Genomic DNA, 17,766 nt, shown 5'->3' with positions numbered 1-17,766 from the left:
TCACTTCGCCGCGACGCGCTGAGTCGCGGCGGGTGGATCGGTATTTATCGCTCCGCCCGTGATATGTGAAACGCATGGCCAGGTATGTGAACCTAATCTGTTGTCGGGGTGGGCGACGCTGGTACGGTCGATATCGTTGGCGCGGATCGTCGCGGCGCAGTCGAGGGATATGTAAAGATCGGCGCAAATGCGGCCGCGGTCGGAGAGTCGGAAAAAGTCGGCGATTCCGTCCGCGTGTTTCCGGATCCTAAGCAGGCAGACAGGGAAAAGGTAGAAACGCATGTCCACTCCGTTCGAGGACGACAGCCGGGACTGTCTGGCACTGGTCAACGACGACGAGCAGTACTCGGTCTGGCCCGTCGACCTGGCTGTTCCGCGGGGCTGGCGGGTCGCGCACGGTCCGGCGTCGACTCGGGAGATCGCCGACTACATCGACCAGACCTGGACTGACATGCGGCCCAAGAGCCTGCGGGACGCGATGGCCGGGCATGCGGGCGGGTCGTCGGCATGAGCGCGCCCAACGATGTGCTGGTCGAGCAGGCCGAGCAGCCGCGGTTACCCGGCGCGGGCCGCACGGGGGGCAGGCCTCCGTCCGGCCGCGCGCGCACGGCGCTCGGAGCGGTCGCGGGGCTTGCCGCGCTCGGGGCGTCGACGCCCCTGTGGGGCGTGTTCGGCTCGCACGCCACCGACGCGGTCACCCACTTCCTCATCGCGGTCGTCGTCATCCTGGTCACCTGCCAGCTGCTGGCGGCGCTGGCCCGCATGGTCGGCCAGCCGCCGGTGCTCGGCGAGATGGTCGGCGGCCTGCTGCTCGGTCCGTCGCTGCTCGGCATGACGTGGCCGCAGGGCAGCGCGTTCCTGTTCCAGAAGCCGGTCATCGAACAGCTCGACAAGGCCGCGCAACTGGGGCTGGTCATCTTCGTCTTCCTGCTGGGCTGCGAGTTGCGCACCGACCGGATCAGCCGCAAGGGAATGGTCGCGGGGTCGGTGATCGGCGGCATGGCCCTGCCCCTGCTGGCGGGCATGGGAATCGTGTACGTGACCGGCGACCTGCTGGCGGGCGACAAGGCCACCCCGCTGCGGGCGATGCTGTTCGTCGGGCTGGCCATGGCGGTGACAGCGCTGCCCGTGCTGGCGCGCATCCTCACCGACCTGAAACTGGAGAAGTCCAGCATCGGCGCGCTCTCGATCTCGGCGGCGGCCATCGGTGACGGCGTGCTCTGGGTCGGGCTCGCGTTCCTGCTGGCCGGGGCGGGCAGCGACGGGCACGGGATCAAGATCCTGGTGCTGGCGTTCGTGCTGGTGCTCGTGACCGCGCTGTGCGTGCGGCCGCTGCTGGCGATGCTCGTGCGGCGGCTCGGGTCGAGCCCGTTCCTGACGATCGTGCTGGTAGCGGGGGCGATCGGCTATTCCGTGCTGACCCAGACCATCCAGCTGCACGCGGTGGTGGGCGCGTTCCTGTTCGGTGTGGTGGTGCCGAGGGACTCGCCCGCGGTGGAGGAGATCGGCCGCAAGCTGGAGGGCTTCACGCTGATCATCCTGCTACCCCTTTTCTTCGCAGGCGTCGGACTCAAGATGTCGGTCGGGCTTCTCGGCACGGACCCGACAGCCTGGCTGGTGCTCGCCGCGGTCCTCGTCGCGGCGGTGGCGACCAAGGTGATCGGCGCGGGCGGCGCGGTGCGGCTGGCGGGCCTGCCCGCCCGGGAGGCGTGGTGCTTCGGCGTTCTGATGAACTGCCGCGGCGTGACAGAGGTAGTGGTGCTGACCATCGGCTACCAGGCCGACCTCATCAACCAGCTCGCCTACACGGTCATGGTCATGGTCGCGGTGATCACGACGGCGCTGACCGGGCCCCTGGTGCGCCGGTCACTGAACCGGATACCGCACGACACCCTCGCGGCGCCCAGCACGCGCACCGCGGGGAAGGGCGACACCGTCAGGCAATGACGAGGCAGGCGAACCGGTCGCACGGGGGCGAACTGGGTGGATCACCCGTGCGGCACGTGCCGGGCAGGCGGTCGGGGACAGCGATCCAGACACCGCCATGACGCCCGCTTCTCAACAGCGACAAGGCAATTCTCGGCAGCGACACCGCAAGGAGTTCCGGGGGGTCCAGTGAAGTTGGATGTCAAGAACCGTGTCAAATTCGTCCGCTGGCCCGCGGAGAGCGATCTCCGCGAGGAGTGCACCGCGTTGCGTCACCTCTGCCTGCTCATCGTCGAGCACGGCGCGCCACCGCCGGAGGACCTCAGTCCCAACGAGGACTGGGTTCGCCCGCCCATCGTGCCGCAGGACCTCCAGGCCAGGGTCCGCCAGCTCGCCGCGCGGGCGGTGCTCAACACCAAGCCCGTGCTGGATCCCGCGGGGATCCTGTACTTCAGGGACGCGTCGGTCACCTTGTCCCTGACCCAGTGCGACATGTTGGCTCCGCTGATCTCCCGCTTCTGCGGGCTCGTCTACCGCGACGAGCTTCGGGAGATCCTCGAGCAATCCGGTGCCAGCTCGTCCAGCAACGCGCTCGACCTGCACGTCATGCGACTGCGGCGCAGGCTGCAACTCGTCGGGCTCGGCGTGCGCAACGTGTGGGGTCGGGGGTTCGTCGTCGAACCTCTGTAAGCCGCTCCACCGAACGGTTCCAGTGTCGCGGACTTCTCGACCGGACGGGTCGCGGCCGAAAGAGATCTTTCACGGTCGGAGTCTCAACGCAATGATCATGACGCATACACAGTCGGAGGCGGGCGAGTTGACAACGGTGCCTGATTTGTTCGAGTCCATGGTCGCCAGGTCGGGTGACACCGCGGCGGTTGTCTTCGGTGACACCGAAGTCGGCTACCCGGAGCTGAACGCGCGCGCGAACCGACTCGCCCGAAGGCTGATCGCCGAGGGCGTCGGGCCGGACGCGCTGGTCGCGATCGCGGTGCCCCGCTCGACCCGGCTGATCGTGGCGGTCCTGGCCGTGCTGAAGGCAGGCGGGGCCTACCTGCCGCTGGACCCGACCTACCCGGCCGACCGGCTCACCCACATGGTCGTCGACGCCAAGCCGATCCTGTTGCTGCGCACGCAGTGCGTCACCTCGCTCGACCTCGGCGTGCCCGAGCTGGTGGTGGACGACCCGGCGGTCGACGCCGCCGTGGCGGGGGAGCGGGACGACAATGTCACCGACGCCGCGCGCCGCGCGCCGTTGTCGCGTGACCACCTGATGTACGTCATCTACACCTCCGGATCGACGGGCGTGCCCAAGGGCGTCGCGCTCACCCACGACGGTGTCGCCGACCTGGTCTCGACCCAGGCGAAGCGCTACGGCATCGGCGCGGGCGAGCGGGTGCTGCAGTGGGCGTCGTTCAGCTTCGACGCGTGGTTCTGGGACGTCACCCTGGCCCTGCTGCAGGGCGGCACGCTGGTGATGGCCGAGCAGCACGAGCTGCTGCCGGGGGAGTCGCTGCGCGAGACAATGCTGCGCCACGACGTCAGGCACGCCGTGCTGCCGCCGGTGGCGCTCGGGATCACCGAGAGCGATGGCCTGCTGGTCGACGGAACGATCACCTCCACCGGCGACGTGTGCACCCGGTCGCTGGCCGAGGAGTGGTCCAAGGGCAGGCGCCTGCTCAACGGCTACGGTCCGACCGAGGTGACCGTCGGCGCGTCGCTCGGCGGCCCGATCGAGGGCGTGCAGGACGAGGTCACCATCGGGACGCCCTGGGAGGGCTCGGTGGTCCACGTTCTCGACGAGAAGCTCGACCAATGCGGCGACGATGGGGAAGGCGAGTTCTACCTCGCGGGCACGGGTTTGGCCCGCGGCTACCTCAACCGGCCGAGTCTGACCGCGAGCCGTTTCGTCGCGAACCCCTACGGGCCGCCCGGCAGCCGCATGTACCGGTCGGGCGACAAGGGCAGGCGGGCCGCCGACGGCGAGCTCTACTTCACCGGCCGAGTCGACAACCAGGTCAAGGTGCGCGGTTTCCGGGTCGAACTCGGCGAGATCGAGACGCGGCTGGAGAGCCACCCCGCCGTGGAGCTCGTCGCGGCGGTCGTCGGCGGGGAGGACGCCTCGACCGAGTACATCGTCGCCTACGTCAGGACTTCGGCCCGGCACGAGCCCGCCGAGGCGGACACCCTGGCCGCCGACCTGCGCGAGCACGCCCGCCAGGCCTTGCCCGAGCACATGGTTCCGTCGATCGTCCTGGTGGACGAGTTCCCGACCCTGCTCAACGGCAAGATCGACCGCAAGGCCTTGGCCGAGTGGGCGGCCGGCGCCAGGAGCGAGCAGGCGGCCCCGGCCTCCGCGCCCGCCGAGGGTTCCTTCGAGCAGCTCCTCATCGCCATGGTGATGGACACGCTGAAGATCGCCTCGGCGACGCCGCGGGACAACTTCTTCGACCTCGGAGGCCACTCGGTGCTGGCCGCGAAGCTGGCCGGACGCATGCGCAAGGAGCACGGGGTGGTCGTGCCGATGCGGTCGCTGTTCGAGGCGGAGAACTTGGCCGACCTGGCCAGGATCATGCAGGACGCCAAGCAGGGTTAGGGCATGTCCTGTGGATCACGAATCCCACCTACCATGATCCACAGGACAAGCCCTGGCCGTCACGAACCCGGGCCCCGCACCCGGATCACCGGGTGCGGGGCACGGAGGTTTGTCGCGTCGATCAACCGCGGTAGACCGGGTCCGGCTTCAGCAGGCCCAGGGCGATCAGCAGCCGGGACACCGCGATGACGGCCAGGGCGCCGACGACCATCCGCGGCTTGAACGCCACCGGCACGCCCATGATCGAGCGTCGCGCTGCCGTGAAGTCGGCGTGCGGGCCGAACAGACGGAACACGGTGGGCATCTGGGAACCCGCGAACAGGCGGTAGACCAGGCGGGGGTCTCGGAAGGCGGCGGCACGCCACGGCGAGCACCCGAGCACCTCAGCGAAGTCGAGCATGTAGTGGTTGTAGTGCACCAGGGTCCGCAGGTCCGGGTTGCCGTGGAACACGGTGTTCTCGTAGGCCGACTGCCGCTCGATCAGCTTCTTCAGCTGGTAGCGGTCCGGCAGCTCCCGTTTGCCGCTGAGCAGCAGGGCGAAGTAGCGGGCCTGCATCTCCGAGCAGGCGGGCACCCCGCCCGCGGCGGGCCGCGCCCAGCCGATGAACACCACGCCCGCGCCCAGATCCGGGTGGATCATGTGCTTGTACATCGTGCGCACGTCGCTCGCGTCGACATCCTTGACGATGTTGAAGTCCTCGCGGTAACCGGTGTTCAGCATGATCGTGTCGATGGGCCGCCGGGTGCCGTCCTTGAACTGGACGTAGTCCTTGCCGAGCCGTTCGATGCCCGAGGCGTTCACCGTCAACCTGCCATCGACGATGCGGTGGATGAAGCCTTCGTTCTTGGTCAGGAAGTGGTTGAAGAAGTCGGGATTCTTCGAATTCCACTCGGCCACCGCCCGGCTGACCGGGTTGTCGGCCTTCTTCCGGTTGCGCTTGTTGCCCAATCGCATGACCGGGTTTGCGACCGCCAGCGGCACCGAGAGCAGCAGCTGCGAGGTGAAGGCGTCGTTGGTGTGCGGGCCGTCGCCGGGGTAGCGCTCCACCACCGGCTGGAAGCGTCGCACCGACAGCGTGCAGGTCGCCGCGACGCGGGCGATCTCGTCGACGACATCGGCCGCCGTCTCGCCGATGCCGACGCAGAGCACCTTGCTGCCCTCGAAAGGTTTGTTGTTGCGGTAGTGCGCCGAGTGGAGGATCTCGCCCTCGAACTTCTCCTGGCCGGGCAGGTCGGGGTAGTTCGGGACGCGGTGAGTGCCCGTGGAGATGGCGACCGCGTCGAACCGGTGCGAGACAACACCCTGAGGGTCGTCGGCGGTGGCGACGTCGACGGTGTAGCCGCCCGCGTTGTTCTTCGCGATGCCCAGCACCTCGGTCCGGTACCGGATGGTGTGGCCGAGGTCGAACATCTCGGCGAAGTCCAGCAGGTACTGCCGGTACCTGGCCGCCGACCAGAACTGGCGTGGCTCGTGCGACGGCGGCGGGAAGCTGGAGAACGTCATCATGTAGTTGGAGATGGTCAGCATCGTCGAGTCATAGGCCCCCGCCTCGTCGCTGCCGATGTTCTCGCGGAACACGCCGCCGAGCTCGCCCGCCTGGTCGAAGCAGGTCACAGAGTGGCCTTCGTCCAGCAGTTCCTTGATCGCGACCAGGCCGGACGGTCCCGCGCCGATCACACACACATTCCTTTTCATGGCCCCCCTTGGCAATCGATGGTGCTTCCGCATGTGCCTGGTCTCGCGCCGCTCGGATCAGCGGCCCCGGAACGTGACCGGCAAACTCTTGTAGCCGTTGAGGAAGTTCGAGTAGATCGGCCGGGGCGCGCCGCGCCGCTCCATCCGGCCGACCTTGGCGACCAGAGCGCTCAGCAGCGCGTTCAGCTCCGCGCGCCCGAGGAAGGCGCCCAGGCAGAAGTGGGGTCCGTGGCCGAACGAGAGGTGCTTGTTGGGCGAGCGCGACAGGGTGAACCGGCGTGGCTCGTCGAAGACCGCCTCGTCGTTGTTGCCCGAGATGGTCCACAGGGTGACGATGTCGCCCTCGCGGACCTCGTGCCCGTCGATGGTGAAGTCCGCCTTGGCCGTTCGGGCCAGATGCATCGCGGGCGACGACCAGCGCAGCACCTCCTCCACGGCCGACTCGACCGACACGTGTCCCGCGCGCAGCGCGTCCCACTGGTCCGGGTTCTCGATCAGCGCGAGCACGGCGCAGATCGCCGACACCCGGGAAGTCTCGTCACCGCCGAGGATCAGGCTGTAGCAGTTGACCGCCAGCTCGGCCTCCGTCAGCCGCTCGCCGTCGACCTCCGCGGCCGCGAGGGTGCTGATGACGTCGTCGCCCGGGGTTTCCCGGCGCTGCGCGGCCAGCTCCATGAAGTAGAGGACGATCTCGTTGCGGGCGCCCAGCGCCTCGAACTCGTCGCTGTCGGCGTGGTCGGACGACAGCGCCATCTTGTTCCACCGCAGCAGATCGGCGCGGTCGGCGGCCGGGATCGACAGCAGGTCGCAGATCGTGGTCATCGGCACCTGCTCGGCGACCTCGGTGGCGAAGTCGAAGGTGTCCAGTTCGATGACCTTGGCGATCAGCTCGTCGGTGCGCTGCCTGACCTTCTCGACCACGGCGCCGAGAACGCGGGGGGTGAACGCGCTCCAGATCAGGTTGCGCAGCGGGCGGTGCCGCGGCGGATCGGTGACCGCCACCATGCTCCCGCCCGCGGAGTCGTCGCCGCGCAGCACGACGTCGAGAACGTTGCCCCGCGCGGAACTCAGCGCCTCGTGGTGCAGCAGCGACTGGATGTCGCGAAAGCGGGAAACCACCCAGAATCCCGGGTTGCGGTCCGTGGGCTCATGCCAGTACACGGGACTGTCCGCGCGCACCGCGCGCCAGAACTCGTGGACGTCGTTCTCGACGAAGGTGGCCGGGGCGGCGAGGTCCAGGGCACGAACACCGAGAGCTGGCTGAGTCATTGGCCGATCGTGGCAGGCTGCGGGGACGGGCCGCCCGAACTCTTCCGGATTCCTTTCCTGGGTGTTCCTCGCACGGACTCAGTCGCTGAAGTGGCTCAGCCCGGTCTGGTAGGCGATCGCGACCAGCTGAGCCCGGTCCCGCCCGCCGAGTTTGCCCATGATGCGGCTGACGTGGGTCCGGGCGGTCGCCGGGCTGAGGAAGAGCGTGGCGCCGATCTCGTGGTTGCTCATACCCTGTCCGACCAGGGCGAGCACCTCGCGCTCCCGGTCGGTCAGCACGGCGAGCCGGTCCTCACCGGACTTCGCGGCGCGGCGCTGTGCGGTGAACTGGCTGATCAGCCGTCGGGTGATCCGGGGAGCGAGCAGCGCGTCGCCCGCGGCGATCACCCGGATGGCGTGCAGCAACTCGGCCGGGCCCGCGTCCTTGAGCAGGAACCCGCTCGCCCCGGCCTGCAGCGCCTCGAACACGTTCTCGTCGGTGTCGTACGTGGTCAGAATCAGGACCTTGACCTGCTCGAGGCCCGCCGTCTCCGCGATCTCGCCGGTGGCGCGAATGCCGTCGAGGCGCGGCATGCGGATGTCCATGAGCACGACATCCGGGCGGGTGGCGCGAGCCAACTCCACGGCCTCCGCGCCATTGGTTGCTTCCCCGACGACGGTGATGTCGTCCTCCAGGTCCAGCAGCACCTTGAACCCGGACCGCACCAGCCTTTCGTCGTCGGCCAGCAGCACCTTGATCGGCGAAGGTGCGGTCACAGCCGGGACCCGACCGGGGCCAGGGGGAGCAGGGCGGTGACCTCGAACCCGCCGCCCGGGCGCGACTTCGCGTCGAGCTCGCCGCCGAGCAGCCTGCAGCGTTCGCGCATCCCGACGATGCCGCGGCCCGAGGTGGGCGCGTCCACGGCCGCGGCGGCGCCCCGGCCGCCGCGGCCGCCGCGGCCGCCGTCGTCGGTGACCCGGATCCGCAGCGCGTCGTTCCCCGGTTCGAGGGAAACCGTGACCTTGGTCGGGCCGACGTGGCGGATCACGTTGGTGATCGACTCCTGCACGATGCGGTAGGCGGCGCTGCCGACCGCGCTGGGCAGCGGCGTGTCCGGCTCGGTCTGCCGCAGGGCGATCTCGAGCCCGGCGTCGCGGGCTTTGGTGGTCAGCTCGTGGATCTGGTCGAGGCCGGGGTAGGGCTCGCGGTCGTCGCCGTCGCGCAGCACACCGAGGATGGCGCGCATCTCCCGCAGCGCCCGGGAACTGGTTTTCTCGATGGTGCCCAGCGCCTCGCGGGCCTGCTCCGGCCGCTTGTCGAGGACGTGGGCGGTCACCCCGGACTGCACGTTGATGATGGCGATCGCGTGGGCGACGGTGTCGTGGACCTCGCGGGCGATTCGCAGCCGCTCGGCGTTGACCCGGGCCCTGGCCTCCTCTTCGCGGGACCGCTCGGCGAGTTCGGCCCGCCGCTGCGCGTCGGCCGCGATGACCCGGCGGGAGTGGATCGACACCCCGAGCGTCATGCTGATCACGGCCGCGCCGATGCGGAAGAACACCCAGCCGATGGCGGCGGGTGGGTTGATGTCCGCCGCGGCGATGAGCCAGCCGAGGGAGGTCAACCCGGTGCCCACGCCCGCGATCAGCAGGGACCTGCGTCCGCCATGTGCGGCCAGGGTGTAGATGGCGACGAACAGCCCGAGGCAGGCCAGTCGGTCGGGGTAGCCGAGCGCGAAGTAGACCAGGCTGGCCAACGACGTGATCGCGAACACCGTGACCGGCAGGCGGCGGCGGGCGGCCACCGAGAGCCCGCTGATGGCGAGCAGGAGGTAACCGGTATTCCCGTAATCGGTGACCGGGCGGGCCACCGGTTCGGCCCCCATCGCGTATCCGGCGCTCTGGAGTTGGACCGCGGTGACGAACAGCGCCAGCACGACGTCGAGGAACCAGGCAGGCCGCCGCGACAACCACGCGGAGATCTGTCGCGACATCATCCGCGGATCCATACCATGATCGTAGGGTATCCCCGGTTTCCCCGACTCCCGTTCGAAGGCGCGTTCCGGTACGACGACAGGCGTAGTGCGCGCCCCGGCTCGTACGCGCACTGGCGTACCCGGTCTCATCTCCACGCCGGAAGCGGAACACCCTGCCGGGTCGAGAAGATCACGGTATGAAGAAGGCAGTCAGCATCCTGGCCACCGTGCTTCTCGCGGCCATCATCGTCCAGTTCTACCTAGCCGCCAGCGGCGCGTTCGACAGCGCGCCCAAGGAGGAGTCCTTCGCGCTTCACCGCGGCCTCGGCAACGGCATCCTGCTCACCGCGGTCCTGCTGGCCATCGGCGCGGCCATCGCCCGCTTCCCCGGCAAGCTGATCGGGATGTCGGGTCTGGTCGCCGTGCTGGTGCTCGTCCAGTCCCTGATCCGCGAGGTCTCGAAGTCCATCGCCGACGGCGGATCCGACGCGGGCAACTACATCTTCGGTCTGCACGCGGTGAACGGGGTGATCATCATGGGCATCACCATCATGCTGGTGCGGACGTTCCGGCAGGTCGCCTGGAAGACGGCGGAACCGGCCGCTGTCTCGTCATGACGACTGGCACGTTACTTATCCTGGACCACGCGATCGCGGCGCTCACCGTGGTCGCGTGGTTCGCCGCCGCGGTCACCGCGGCGATGCGCTCCAAGCCCGCCTACCTCTTGCTGGTGGTCGCGTTGGCCGTGACCGCGGTCAGGGCAGTCGCGATCGTGCCGCTGGCCGACCGCGGCTGGTGGTTCGTCGAGGAGAAGGTGGTGTTCGGCCTGCCGATTCTCGGTGTCGCGGCGGTCGTCGCCGCGGTGCTCGCCGGGCCCCGGCTGCGTGCCGCCGCCCGGTCGCGGGAAACCACCCGATCCGGTGACACCACCGCGGCGATCGTCGCACTGTTCGCCGCCGCGTTCACGGCGCTGGTCTCGTTCGCGGTGGCGTTCGTCATCGGCTATCCCCTGACTCTCCCGACCGTGCTGATCACACTCGCGGTCGTCGTCGTGGCCACGATGCTGACCGCGCGCGTGCTGACGAACCCGGATGAGGACAAGTCCGACAGCGCGAACCCGGCGCCCACTGCGTCGGAGTTGAGTCGCCGCCGGTTCCTCGGCGTCGCGGGAGGCGTCGTCGCGGTCGGCGCGGGCGGCACCGGGATCGGCCTGGCGCTGACCTCCGGCGCGAGCATGACCCAGGGCGGCGGGCCCGGCCCGGCCTCGGTGCCGACCATCTCGGTCGCCGACCTGCGCGGCCCGCGGGACCCGGCGCCCGGTGGAGTCGTGCGCACCCAACTCGTGACCGCGCGCAAGGCCACGGTGAAGCTGGAGTCGGGCCGCGACATCGACGCGCTCACCTTCGACGGCACCCTGCCCGGCCCGCCGATCACGGCGACCCAGGGCGACGTCATCGAGGTCAGGCTGCGCAACCAGGACATCGACGACGGTGTGACCATTCACTGGCATGGCTACGACGTGCCGTGCTCACAGGACGGCGCGGAACGGCTCACCCAGGACACGGTCAGGCCGGGCGGCGAATTCGTCTACCGGTTCCGCGCCGACCAGGTGGGGACCTACTGGTACCACACCCACCACGCGTCGCACGTCAACGTCCGTCGGGGTCTCTACGGCACGCTGGTGGTGAAGCCACGCGACGACGGCGAGATCGAGGGGGCGCTCGACCTTCCCTTGGCCGTGCACACCTTCGACGGCGGCGTCACCGTGATCTCGGGCGGCGGCGAGCATGTCGCGGCGCCGGGCACGAAGGTCCGGCTGCGGCTGATCAACACCGACTCCGACCCGCACCGGTTCACGCTGTCCGGCACCCCGTTCACACTCGTCGCCGTCGACGGCCGCGACCTCAACGGGCCGGGTGAGATCAGCGAGCAGGTGCTGAGGTTGGCCGCGGGAGGCCGCTACGACGTCGTGTTCACCATGCCGGGTGAGCCGGTGGTGCTCAGCCTCGACGAGGGCAACGCGAAGGTGTCGGTGCTGCCCAGGGCAGGCGCCCACACCATCACCGGGCCCGATACGGGGGCGTGGCCGGAGCTCGACTTGCTGGCGTATGGCACTCCCGCCCCGGTCGCACTGCGCGACGAGGCCGCGAACCGGCACTTCACCCTGGTGCTGGGCCGAGGGCTGGCCATGGTCGACGGCGCGCCGTCGTACGCGCAGACCGTCAACGGCCTCGGGCACCCGTCAATCCCGGACCAACTCGTCGCCGAGGGCGACACCGTCCGGTTCACCGTGGTGAACCGGAGCCTGGAGACCCATCCCTGGCACCTCCACGGCCACCCGGTGCTGGTCCTGTCCAGGGACGGCGTGCCGTCGTCGGGCAGCCCGCTGTGGGTCGACACCTTCGATGTGCGCCCCGGCGAGGTGTGGGAGGTCGCGTTCAAGGCCGCCAACCCCGGCATCTGGATGAACCACTGCCACAACCTCCCGCACGCCGACCAGGGCATGATGCTGCGCCTGCGCTACGACGGCGTCATCTCCCCGTTCGGCGGTGGGCACTCGGGCCACCATGGCTGATCCGCGGGCGGGGTCACCGCAGCCGGGGGATCCGCGGGTAGCGGGCCCTGATCGGCCCGCTCGCCCGGGGGCCTTGGGCGAAGACGTAACCGGGTGTGTCCACCCGCGCGCCGGTGACCCGGTCCACCACGACCGGGTGCACCGGCGCCCCCGACTCCGCGTCGACCAGGACGACGCCGCGGTCGTCTTCGGCCAGCCGGTGATTCCCGAACGCGGCCATGACCAGCAGGACCGGGCGCAGCGAACGGCCGAGATCGGTCAGCCGGTATTCGGGGTCGGCATCGGCGTCGTCCACGGTCTCCAGCAGGCCTTTCGCCACGAGGTCGCCGATCCGCTCCCGCAGCACGTCGGGCGCGGTGGTGAGGTTGCGCGCGATCGCCGCGAACCGGGTGTGGCCGTCGAAGACCTCGTGCACGATCTCCAGCGTCCACCAGTGCCCGATCACCTCGACGGCCCGCCCCAGCGGGCAGTCGGGCACCCGGGCTGTCGGCCCCGGCAGTCGCGCACCCCGCTGGGTGTCAGTCAGTCTGGCAATCATGTTTCACTCCAACGGTTTCGAACGTGAATGCCGTTCCCAACCAGCCGGCGAACGCGGGTGGGGTCGGGTCAGGTGTGGGGGGTGGGTGGGGTCGGGGTGTTCAGTGACCAGTAGCGGCGCATTCCGTAGAGCAGGGGGCTCGGTTCGTCGTCGGCGTGGGTGGTGACGCCGACGACGTCGCCGAAGACCACCACGTGGTCTCCTACCGACAGCGTCGCGCTGACCCGGCAGGCCGCGACCGTGTGGGCGTCCTCGACCAGTTGCGGCACACCGGTTTCCGGATCCCTGATCCAGGTGATCTTGTCGAACCGGTCCGCGTCGCCTGAGGCGAAGAGCTTCGCCGCGCGTTCGGCCTGGTCGTGCAGCAGGTTCACGGCGAACACGTTGCGTTCCAGCAGCGCCGCCAGGGTCGGGCTCTCCGCGCGCAGGCACGCCAGCAGGGTCGGCGGCTTCAGCGACACGCTGCACACCGACGAGCAGGTCATTCCCCATGGCTCGCCGTTCGGGCCGGAGGTGGTCACTATGGCCACCGCGGCCGGATGGGTGGTCATGAGGGACCGGAACTGCGCCGGGTCGACGTGGGTGTACTCGGCCGTGGCGGTCAACGGATCCGGCATGGTCGGCTACCTCCTCTTGGGGCCACTGGTCCGACGGTCAGACGCATTCGTCCACGAAGTCGAGCAGCAGCCGGACCCCGGTTTCGAGCTGCGCGGGGTCGACACAGAAGGCGATCCGGATCAGGCTCCTGGCCCAGGGCGCGTAGTCGTGGGAGACGATCCTGCCCTGCTCGTCGAGCGTCGGGCGCATCGCGAAGCCGTTGCCGGGCACCACGGCGACGCCCTTGCTCTCCAGCAGCCGCAAGGCGAATGTCTCCGCGTCCAGCCCCGTCCTCGCCACGTCCAGCATCGCGTACCACCCACCGGCGGGCAGTTCGCGCAGCAACCCGGCCCGGGCGAGCGCGGACAGGGCGACATCCCGGTTGCGCTGCACCGCCTTGCGGTTGGCCGCCGCCGCGTCGGCCCGGCTCTTCAGCGCGGCGATGCCCGCGTGCTGCACCGGGGTCGAGGTGCCGATGATGTTGGCCTCCTGCACCACCTTCATCACGTCGGCGGCCCTGTCGTTGGCGAGTGCGACATAGCCGAGGCGGTAGCCGGTCATGGCGAAGCTCTTCGAGAACGTGAAGACGCTGTGCACGATCCGCTCGTCAACGGGCAGGTCGCGTTCGAGCGAGGCGACCGACAGGTGCTCGCGGTCGTAGCAGAAGTGCTCGTAGGCCTCGTCGCTGATGACGTGCCAGCCGCGGCCGCGGGCCAGCCCGAGCAGGGCGCCGATCTCGGCGGCGTCGAGCACGACGCCCGTCGGGTTGGCGGGCGAGTTGATCAGCAGCACCTTGGTGCGCGGGGTCGCGGCGGCGGCGATCACCTCGGGGTCGGGCCGGAAGTCCGGACCGAGCGGGTAGAGCACGGGCCGAAAGCCCGCGAGCAGGGCCTGCTGCAGGTGCACCGGCCAGTGCAGTTCCGGCAGCAGGATCTCGGCGCCGGGTTCGGCGAGTGTCTTGAGCAGCGAGAACAACCCCTGGCAGGACCCCGGCGTGACCAGCACCCGCGAGGCGGTGGTGTCGATGCCGTTGTCGTCGCGCAGTTTCTCGACGATCGCCTCGCGCAGGTCGACATGGCCTTCGATGCCCATGTAGCGGGTCTCGCCCCGCCGGACGGCGGCGACGAACGCCTCGGCCACGTCGTCGGTCGGGGTGTAGTACGGCTCGCCGACGTGCAGCTTGACGACCGCTTCGCCGGTCTGCCGCTCCCGCGCCTCGGCCGCCCGGAAGATGCCGTGCAGGCACGATGAGGGGATCGATCCCGCGGCGGACAGGATGTCTGGACTCACGCTGGTACCACCTTCTGATCGGAGTAGGGCTGGTTCCGTGCTGGGCTGGTTGAGGTTCGTCATGCGGTGCGGCCGCCGTCGATCGGGATCAGCGCGCCGGTGACCCAGCCCGACAGCTCCGGGTCGAGCAGCATCGCGACCCAGTGGCCGATCTCCGCCTCGTCGCCGAAGCGGCCCATCGGGGTGGAGGCGACCAACCCCACCCGGAGTTGGTCGATGCCCGCGCTGTCGAGGCCGGTCGCCGTCCACATCGGGGTGTCCACCGGGCCGGGGAGGATCGCGTTCACCCGCACATCGGGAGCGACTTCGCGCGCCAGCGAGCGGGTGAGGCTGTTGAGGGCCGCCTTGGTCGCGCCGTAGTACGCCCGGCCCGGCATGGACAGCACACCGCCGACCGAGGAGATGTTGACAACGCTGCCTTTGCGGGCCCGAAGCTCGGGCAGCGCGCACCGGATCAGGTCGGCGGGCGCGCGGACGTTGACGGCGAACATCGCGTCGAAGTCCTCGGGGTCGGCCGCGTCGAGGTTGCCGAAGCGGGCCATGCCCGCGTTGTTCACCACCGCGTCGAGCGCACCGAACCGGCCGGTCGCCGCCGCGACGATCCGCTCGGCAGCGCCTGCGGCGCAGACATCCAGCGCGACGATCGCGACGGCGTCGCCGTAGCGGTCCGCCAACTCGCGCAGCGGCTTCTCGCGGCGACCGACGACGGTGACGAGAGCGCCCGACTTCAGCAGGCACTCGGCGATGCCCCGGCCGATGCCGGTGGCCGCGCCCGTGACCAAGACCGACTTCCCGGCGAGGCTCATCGCGCCGCCTCGGCGTTCTCGGCGAGGCATGCGACGAGGTCGGCGATCAGCTCGGTCGAATTCTCGGCGAACGCGAAATGGCCGCCCGGCCACGCCCGCGTGCTGAACTCGCCACCTGCCACCGACGCCCACCTCGCCACTGTCTCGGCGTCGACCAACGGGTCCTCGGTGTTGTGGTAGGCGTGGACAGGGGCCGTCAGCGGCACCGCGTGCGGATCGGGCGCGTAGGTCTCGTGCAGGGTGATGTCCGACCGCAGCGCGGGCAGCAGCAGTTCCCGGAAGTCGGGGTCGTCGGCGATCTCCGGCTCGATCCCGCCGAGTTCGCGCACGGCCGCCCAGAGTTCGTCGTCGGATCGGCGGTGGGTGGTTCCGCCGCCCGCGTGCCGGGGTGCGCGCGCACCCGAGACGAACAGCGCCCGCGCGGACCTGCCGTCGTCCTGCAGCACCCGCGCCGTCTCGTAGGCGACCAGGGAGCCGAAGCTGTGCCCGAACAGCGCCCAGTCCGCCGGGCCGAACCGGCCGAGTTCCGCCGCGACGGCCGATGCCATTTCGGCGACGCCACCCGCGGGGTCCTCGGCGATCCGGTCTCCGTGGCCGGGGTACTGCACCGCGAGGAGCTGCACGTCCTCGGGCAGCCCCGCCGCCCAGCCGCGGAAGGTGGCCGCCGACCCACCGGAATGCGGGAAACAGAGGAGCCGAACAGCAGGCTCCTCGCCACTGGTGATGGCCCGTACCCAGCCTCGATCGCGTGTGCGTACCCGGTTCACACGAACGAGGGTCACGATGGCACTGGTCCACTCGCCGCAAACTTTCAAAGCTCTGTCGGGGCTCGGTGCGGGCTCGGGGCGGCTGACCGAGTCTGGAGGTGTCGCAACCGAGGAGGACACATGCTGGACGGGTTCGTGCCGTGGCCACCCGAGCTCGCCGAGCGCTACCGGAGCGCGGGCTACTGGAAAGGCGTCGCCCTCGGGCAACTCGTCGCCGAGAGCGCCCGGCGCCATCCGGACAAGATCGCCGCGGTCGACGCGACCCGTCGGGTCACCTACACCCAACTCCTCGACGAGGCCGACCGGATCGCCGCGGGCCTGGCCGGGCTCGGCGTCGGCTCGGGCGACCGAGTCATGCTGCACCTGCCCAACGTCATCGAGTTCCTGACCACCATGGTCGGTCTGTTCCGGCTCGGCGCGGTTCCCGTGATGGCCCTTCCCGGCCACCGCCGCGACGAGATCACCCAGCTCGCGATCGCCTCGGGCGCCGTGGGCTATGTCGGCCCCGACCGGTTCCAGGGCTTCGATTTCCGCGTGCTGGCCCGCGAGGTCCAGACCGACGCCCCACACCTGAAGCACGTCGTGATCGTCGGCGACGCCGCCGAGTTCACCGCCCTGGCCGACCTGGCCAAGTCCGAGATCAGGGACCTGCCGCCGGTCGACGCCGCCGACGTGGCGCTGCTGCTGCTCTCGGGCGGGACCACCGGCGTGCCGAAGCTGATCCCCCGGACCCACGACGACTACGCCTACAACATGTTCGCGTGCGCGGAGGTGGTCGAGTTCGCCGAGGACAGTGTGTACCTCGCCGCGAACCCCGTCCCGCACAACGCCGCGCTCGGCTGCCCTGGTGCGCTCGGCGCGCTGGTTGTCGGCGGAAAGGCTGTGCTGGCGGGCAATCCCAGCCCGGAGCTGGTGTTCCCGCTGATCACGAACGAGGGCGTCACCCACACCGCGCTGGTGCCTGCCCTGGCTTTGCTGTGGGCCGAGACCGCCCACACTTCGCCCGTCGACATGACCGGCATGGTGATCCAGGTCGGCAGCTCGAAGTTCAGCGCCACGGCGGTCGATCGGGTCCGCACGAGCCTGGGTTGCCGCCTGATGAACGTCTACGGCATCGGCGAGGGTCTGATCACCTCGACCCGCCTCAGCGACCCGATCGAGCTGGTCTACACCTGTGAGGGCAGGCCGATCTGCCCCGAGGACGAGATCCGCGTCGTCGACGCGGAGGGCAACGACGTCCCCACGGGGGTGACCGGCGAACTGCTGACCCGCGGCCCGTACACGATCCGCGGCTACTTCGCCGCGCCCGAGGTCAACCGCCGCTCGTTCACCGCCGACGGCTTCTACCGCTCCGGTGACCTGGCCAGGCTGACCGACGACGGGAACCTCGTCATCGAGGGCAGGCTGAAGGACATCATCCACCACCTCGGTGAGAAGGTCTCCGCCGAGGAAGTGGAGAGCCACGTGCTGACCCACTCCCAGATCCGCGACACCGCCGTGGTCGGCGTCCCCGACGAACAGCGCGACGAGCGCCTGTGCGTCTTCGTGGTGCAGGCCGCCGACACCGGCGCGCCGCCGACGCTGCGGGCGATCCGTGAGCACATCCGCGGCCGCGGCCTGGCCTCGTACAAGCTGCCGGACGAGTTGATCGTCGTACCCGATCTCCCGCGCACGCCGGTCGGAAAGGTCGACAAGAACGCGCTGCGCGCGCGCCTGACGCAGCCGCAGGGCAGCTGAGCGCCCGATCCGCGCGG

General features: G+C 69.9%; 17 protein-coding genes. 7 read left to right on the top strand and 10 right to left on the bottom strand.

Going from position 1 to position 17,766, the window contains the following annotated elements:
* A complete protein-coding gene (locus GPZ80_RS10140; protein ID WP_187220042.1) occupies positions 1 to 282 on the bottom strand; it encodes a hypothetical protein in 282 nt (93 codons plus the stop codon).
* Between GPZ80_RS10140 and GPZ80_RS10135 the strand changes: the two genes are divergently transcribed.
* The 4 genes from GPZ80_RS10135 (at position 281) to GPZ80_RS10120 (ending at position 4,522) form a co-directional block, all read left to right on the top strand.
* A complete protein-coding gene (locus GPZ80_RS10135) occupies positions 281 to 511 on the top strand; it encodes an MbtH family protein (RefSeq protein WP_187220041.1) in 231 nt (76 codons plus the stop codon). The genes GPZ80_RS10140 and GPZ80_RS10135 overlap by 2 nt on opposite strands.
* Positions 508 to 1,947, top strand: a complete 1,440-nt coding sequence (locus tag GPZ80_RS10130; protein ID WP_187220040.1) for a cation:proton antiporter domain-containing protein — start codon at positions 508 to 510, stop codon at positions 1,945 to 1,947. Before GPZ80_RS10135 ends, GPZ80_RS10130 begins: the two co-directional genes overlap by 4 nt.
* 168 nt (positions 1,948 to 2,115) lie before the next feature.
* Positions 2,116 to 2,616, top strand: coding sequence for a helix-turn-helix domain-containing protein (locus tag GPZ80_RS10125; protein WP_187220039.1), 501 nt, complete (start codon positions 2,116 to 2,118; stop codon positions 2,614 to 2,616).
* Positions 2,617 to 2,713: 97 nt separating this feature from the next.
* Complete coding sequence (locus tag GPZ80_RS10120; RefSeq protein ID WP_187220038.1) at positions 2,714 to 4,522, top strand: non-ribosomal peptide synthetase; 1,809 nt, start codon at positions 2,714 to 2,716, stop codon at positions 4,520 to 4,522.
* 121 nt (positions 4,523 to 4,643) lie between these two features.
* Here the strand turns inward: GPZ80_RS10120 and GPZ80_RS10115 are convergent, their stop codons facing one another.
* From GPZ80_RS10115 to GPZ80_RS10100, 4 genes are all read right to left on the bottom strand, one after another.
* Positions 4,644 to 6,218, bottom strand: a complete 1,575-nt coding sequence (locus tag GPZ80_RS10115) for a flavin-containing monooxygenase (RefSeq protein WP_187220037.1) — start codon at positions 6,216 to 6,218, stop codon at positions 4,644 to 4,646.
* Positions 6,219 to 6,275: 57 nt separating this feature from the next.
* A complete protein-coding gene (locus tag GPZ80_RS10110; RefSeq protein ID WP_187220036.1) occupies positions 6,276 to 7,487 on the bottom strand; it encodes a cytochrome P450 in 1,212 nt (403 codons plus the stop codon).
* A 78-nt stretch (positions 7,488 to 7,565) separates the two neighbouring features.
* The gene (locus GPZ80_RS10105; protein ID WP_187220035.1) at positions 7,566 to 8,243 is read right to left on the bottom strand and encodes a response regulator transcription factor; all 678 of its coding nucleotides are present in this window, start codon (positions 8,241 to 8,243) and stop codon (positions 7,566 to 7,568) included.
* Entirely contained in the window at positions 8,240 to 9,472 is a 1,233-nt protein-coding gene (locus GPZ80_RS10100) for a sensor histidine kinase (protein ID WP_222719112.1), read from the bottom strand. The genes GPZ80_RS10105 and GPZ80_RS10100 overlap by 4 nt, the downstream gene beginning before the upstream one ends.
* A gap of 164 nt (positions 9,473 to 9,636) precedes the next feature.
* Here GPZ80_RS10100 and GPZ80_RS10095 point away from each other — a divergent pair, with 164 nt between their 5' ends.
* Both GPZ80_RS10095 and GPZ80_RS10090 read left to right on the top strand, forming a co-directional pair.
* Complete coding sequence (locus GPZ80_RS10095) at positions 9,637 to 10,056, top strand: DUF6220 domain-containing protein (protein ID WP_187220034.1); 420 nt, start codon at positions 9,637 to 9,639, stop codon at positions 10,054 to 10,056.
* A complete protein-coding gene (locus tag GPZ80_RS10090) occupies positions 10,053 to 12,014 on the top strand; it encodes a multicopper oxidase family protein (protein ID WP_187220033.1) in 1,962 nt (653 codons plus the stop codon). Before GPZ80_RS10095 ends, GPZ80_RS10090 begins: the two co-directional genes overlap by 4 nt.
* Before the next feature lie 13 nt (positions 12,015 to 12,027).
* On the opposite strand, the gene GPZ80_RS10085 is transcribed toward GPZ80_RS10090, so the two are convergent.
* The 5 genes from GPZ80_RS10085 to GPZ80_RS10065 all read right to left on the bottom strand — a co-directional run bounded on the left by GPZ80_RS10085 (position 12,028) and on the right by GPZ80_RS10065 (position 16,012).
* A complete protein-coding gene (locus GPZ80_RS10085) occupies positions 12,028 to 12,552 on the bottom strand; it encodes a winged helix-turn-helix transcriptional regulator (RefSeq protein ID WP_187220032.1) in 525 nt (174 codons plus the stop codon).
* A 68-nt stretch (positions 12,553 to 12,620) separates the two neighbouring features.
* Complete coding sequence (locus GPZ80_RS10080; RefSeq protein WP_187220031.1) at positions 12,621 to 13,169, bottom strand: flavin reductase family protein; 549 nt, start codon at positions 13,167 to 13,169, stop codon at positions 12,621 to 12,623.
* Between the two features lie 37 nt (positions 13,170 to 13,206).
* Positions 13,207 to 14,439: a pyridoxal phosphate-dependent aminotransferase gene (locus GPZ80_RS10075; RefSeq protein ID WP_222719111.1), complete on the bottom strand. Its 1,233-nt coding sequence runs from the start codon at positions 14,437 to 14,439 to the stop codon at positions 13,207 to 13,209.
* Positions 14,440 to 14,498: 59 nt separating this feature from the next.
* On the bottom strand, positions 14,499 to 15,245 hold the full coding sequence (locus GPZ80_RS10070; protein ID WP_187220029.1) for an SDR family NAD(P)-dependent oxidoreductase: 747 nt from the start codon (positions 15,243 to 15,245) through the stop codon (positions 14,499 to 14,501).
* Positions 15,242 to 16,012: a thioesterase II family protein gene (locus tag GPZ80_RS10065; RefSeq protein ID WP_187220028.1), complete on the bottom strand. Its 771-nt coding sequence runs from the start codon at positions 16,010 to 16,012 to the stop codon at positions 15,242 to 15,244. Before GPZ80_RS10065 ends, GPZ80_RS10070 begins: the two co-directional genes overlap by 4 nt.
* 120 nt (positions 16,013 to 16,132) lie before the next feature.
* On the opposite strand from GPZ80_RS10065, the gene GPZ80_RS10060 reads away from it, so the two are divergent.
* Positions 16,133 to 17,749, top strand: coding sequence for a (2,3-dihydroxybenzoyl)adenylate synthase (locus GPZ80_RS10060; RefSeq protein WP_187220027.1), 1,617 nt, complete (start codon positions 16,133 to 16,135; stop codon positions 17,747 to 17,749).
* The last annotated feature ends 17 nt before the right edge of the window (positions 17,750 to 17,766 follow it).

The organism is Actinokineospora xionganensis (assembly GCF_014323725.1).
GTDB classification, from domain to species: Bacteria; Actinomycetota; Actinomycetes; order Mycobacteriales; family Pseudonocardiaceae; genus Actinokineospora; species Actinokineospora xionganensis.
The sequence above is the reverse complement of the archived record's forward strand: the minus strand, read 5'-3'. Positions and strand labels throughout refer to the sequence as shown.

Coding starts and splice junctions, on each gene's coding strand:
- GPZ80_RS10070 (WP_187220029.1), bottom strand. CDS start 15,245: ATGAGCCTCGCCGGGAAGTCGGTCTTGGTCACGGGCGCGGCCACCGGC.
- GPZ80_RS10080 (WP_187220031.1), bottom strand. CDS start 13,169: ATGCCGGATCCGTTGACCGCCACGGCCGAGTACACCCACGTCGACCCG.
- GPZ80_RS10140 (WP_187220042.1), bottom strand. CDS start 282: ATGCGTTTCTACCTTTTCCCTGTCTGCCTGCTTAGGATCCGGAAACAC.
- GPZ80_RS10130 (WP_187220040.1), top strand. CDS start 508: ATGAGCGCGCCCAACGATGTGCTGGTCGAGCAGGCCGAGCAGCCGCGG.
- GPZ80_RS10120 (WP_187220038.1), top strand. CDS start 2,714: ATGACGCATACACAGTCGGAGGCGGGCGAGTTGACAACGGTGCCTGAT.
- GPZ80_RS10085 (WP_187220032.1), bottom strand. CDS start 12,552: ATGATTGCCAGACTGACTGACACCCAGCGGGGTGCGCGACTGCCGGGG.
- GPZ80_RS10060 (WP_187220027.1), top strand. CDS start 16,133: ATGCTGGACGGGTTCGTGCCGTGGCCACCCGAGCTCGCCGAGCGCTAC.
- GPZ80_RS10135 (WP_187220041.1), top strand. CDS start 281: ATGTCCACTCCGTTCGAGGACGACAGCCGGGACTGTCTGGCACTGGTC.
- GPZ80_RS10115 (WP_187220037.1), bottom strand. CDS start 6,218: ATGAAAAGGAATGTGTGTGTGATCGGCGCGGGACCGTCCGGCCTGGTC.
- GPZ80_RS10100 (WP_222719112.1), bottom strand. CDS start 9,472: ATGGATCCGCGGATGATGTCGCGACAGATCTCCGCGTGGTTGTCGCGG.
- GPZ80_RS10095 (WP_187220034.1), top strand. CDS start 9,637: ATGAAGAAGGCAGTCAGCATCCTGGCCACCGTGCTTCTCGCGGCCATC.
- GPZ80_RS10110 (WP_187220036.1), bottom strand. CDS start 7,487: ATGACTCAGCCAGCTCTCGGTGTTCGTGCCCTGGACCTCGCCGCCCCG.
- GPZ80_RS10090 (WP_187220033.1), top strand. CDS start 10,053: ATGACGACTGGCACGTTACTTATCCTGGACCACGCGATCGCGGCGCTC.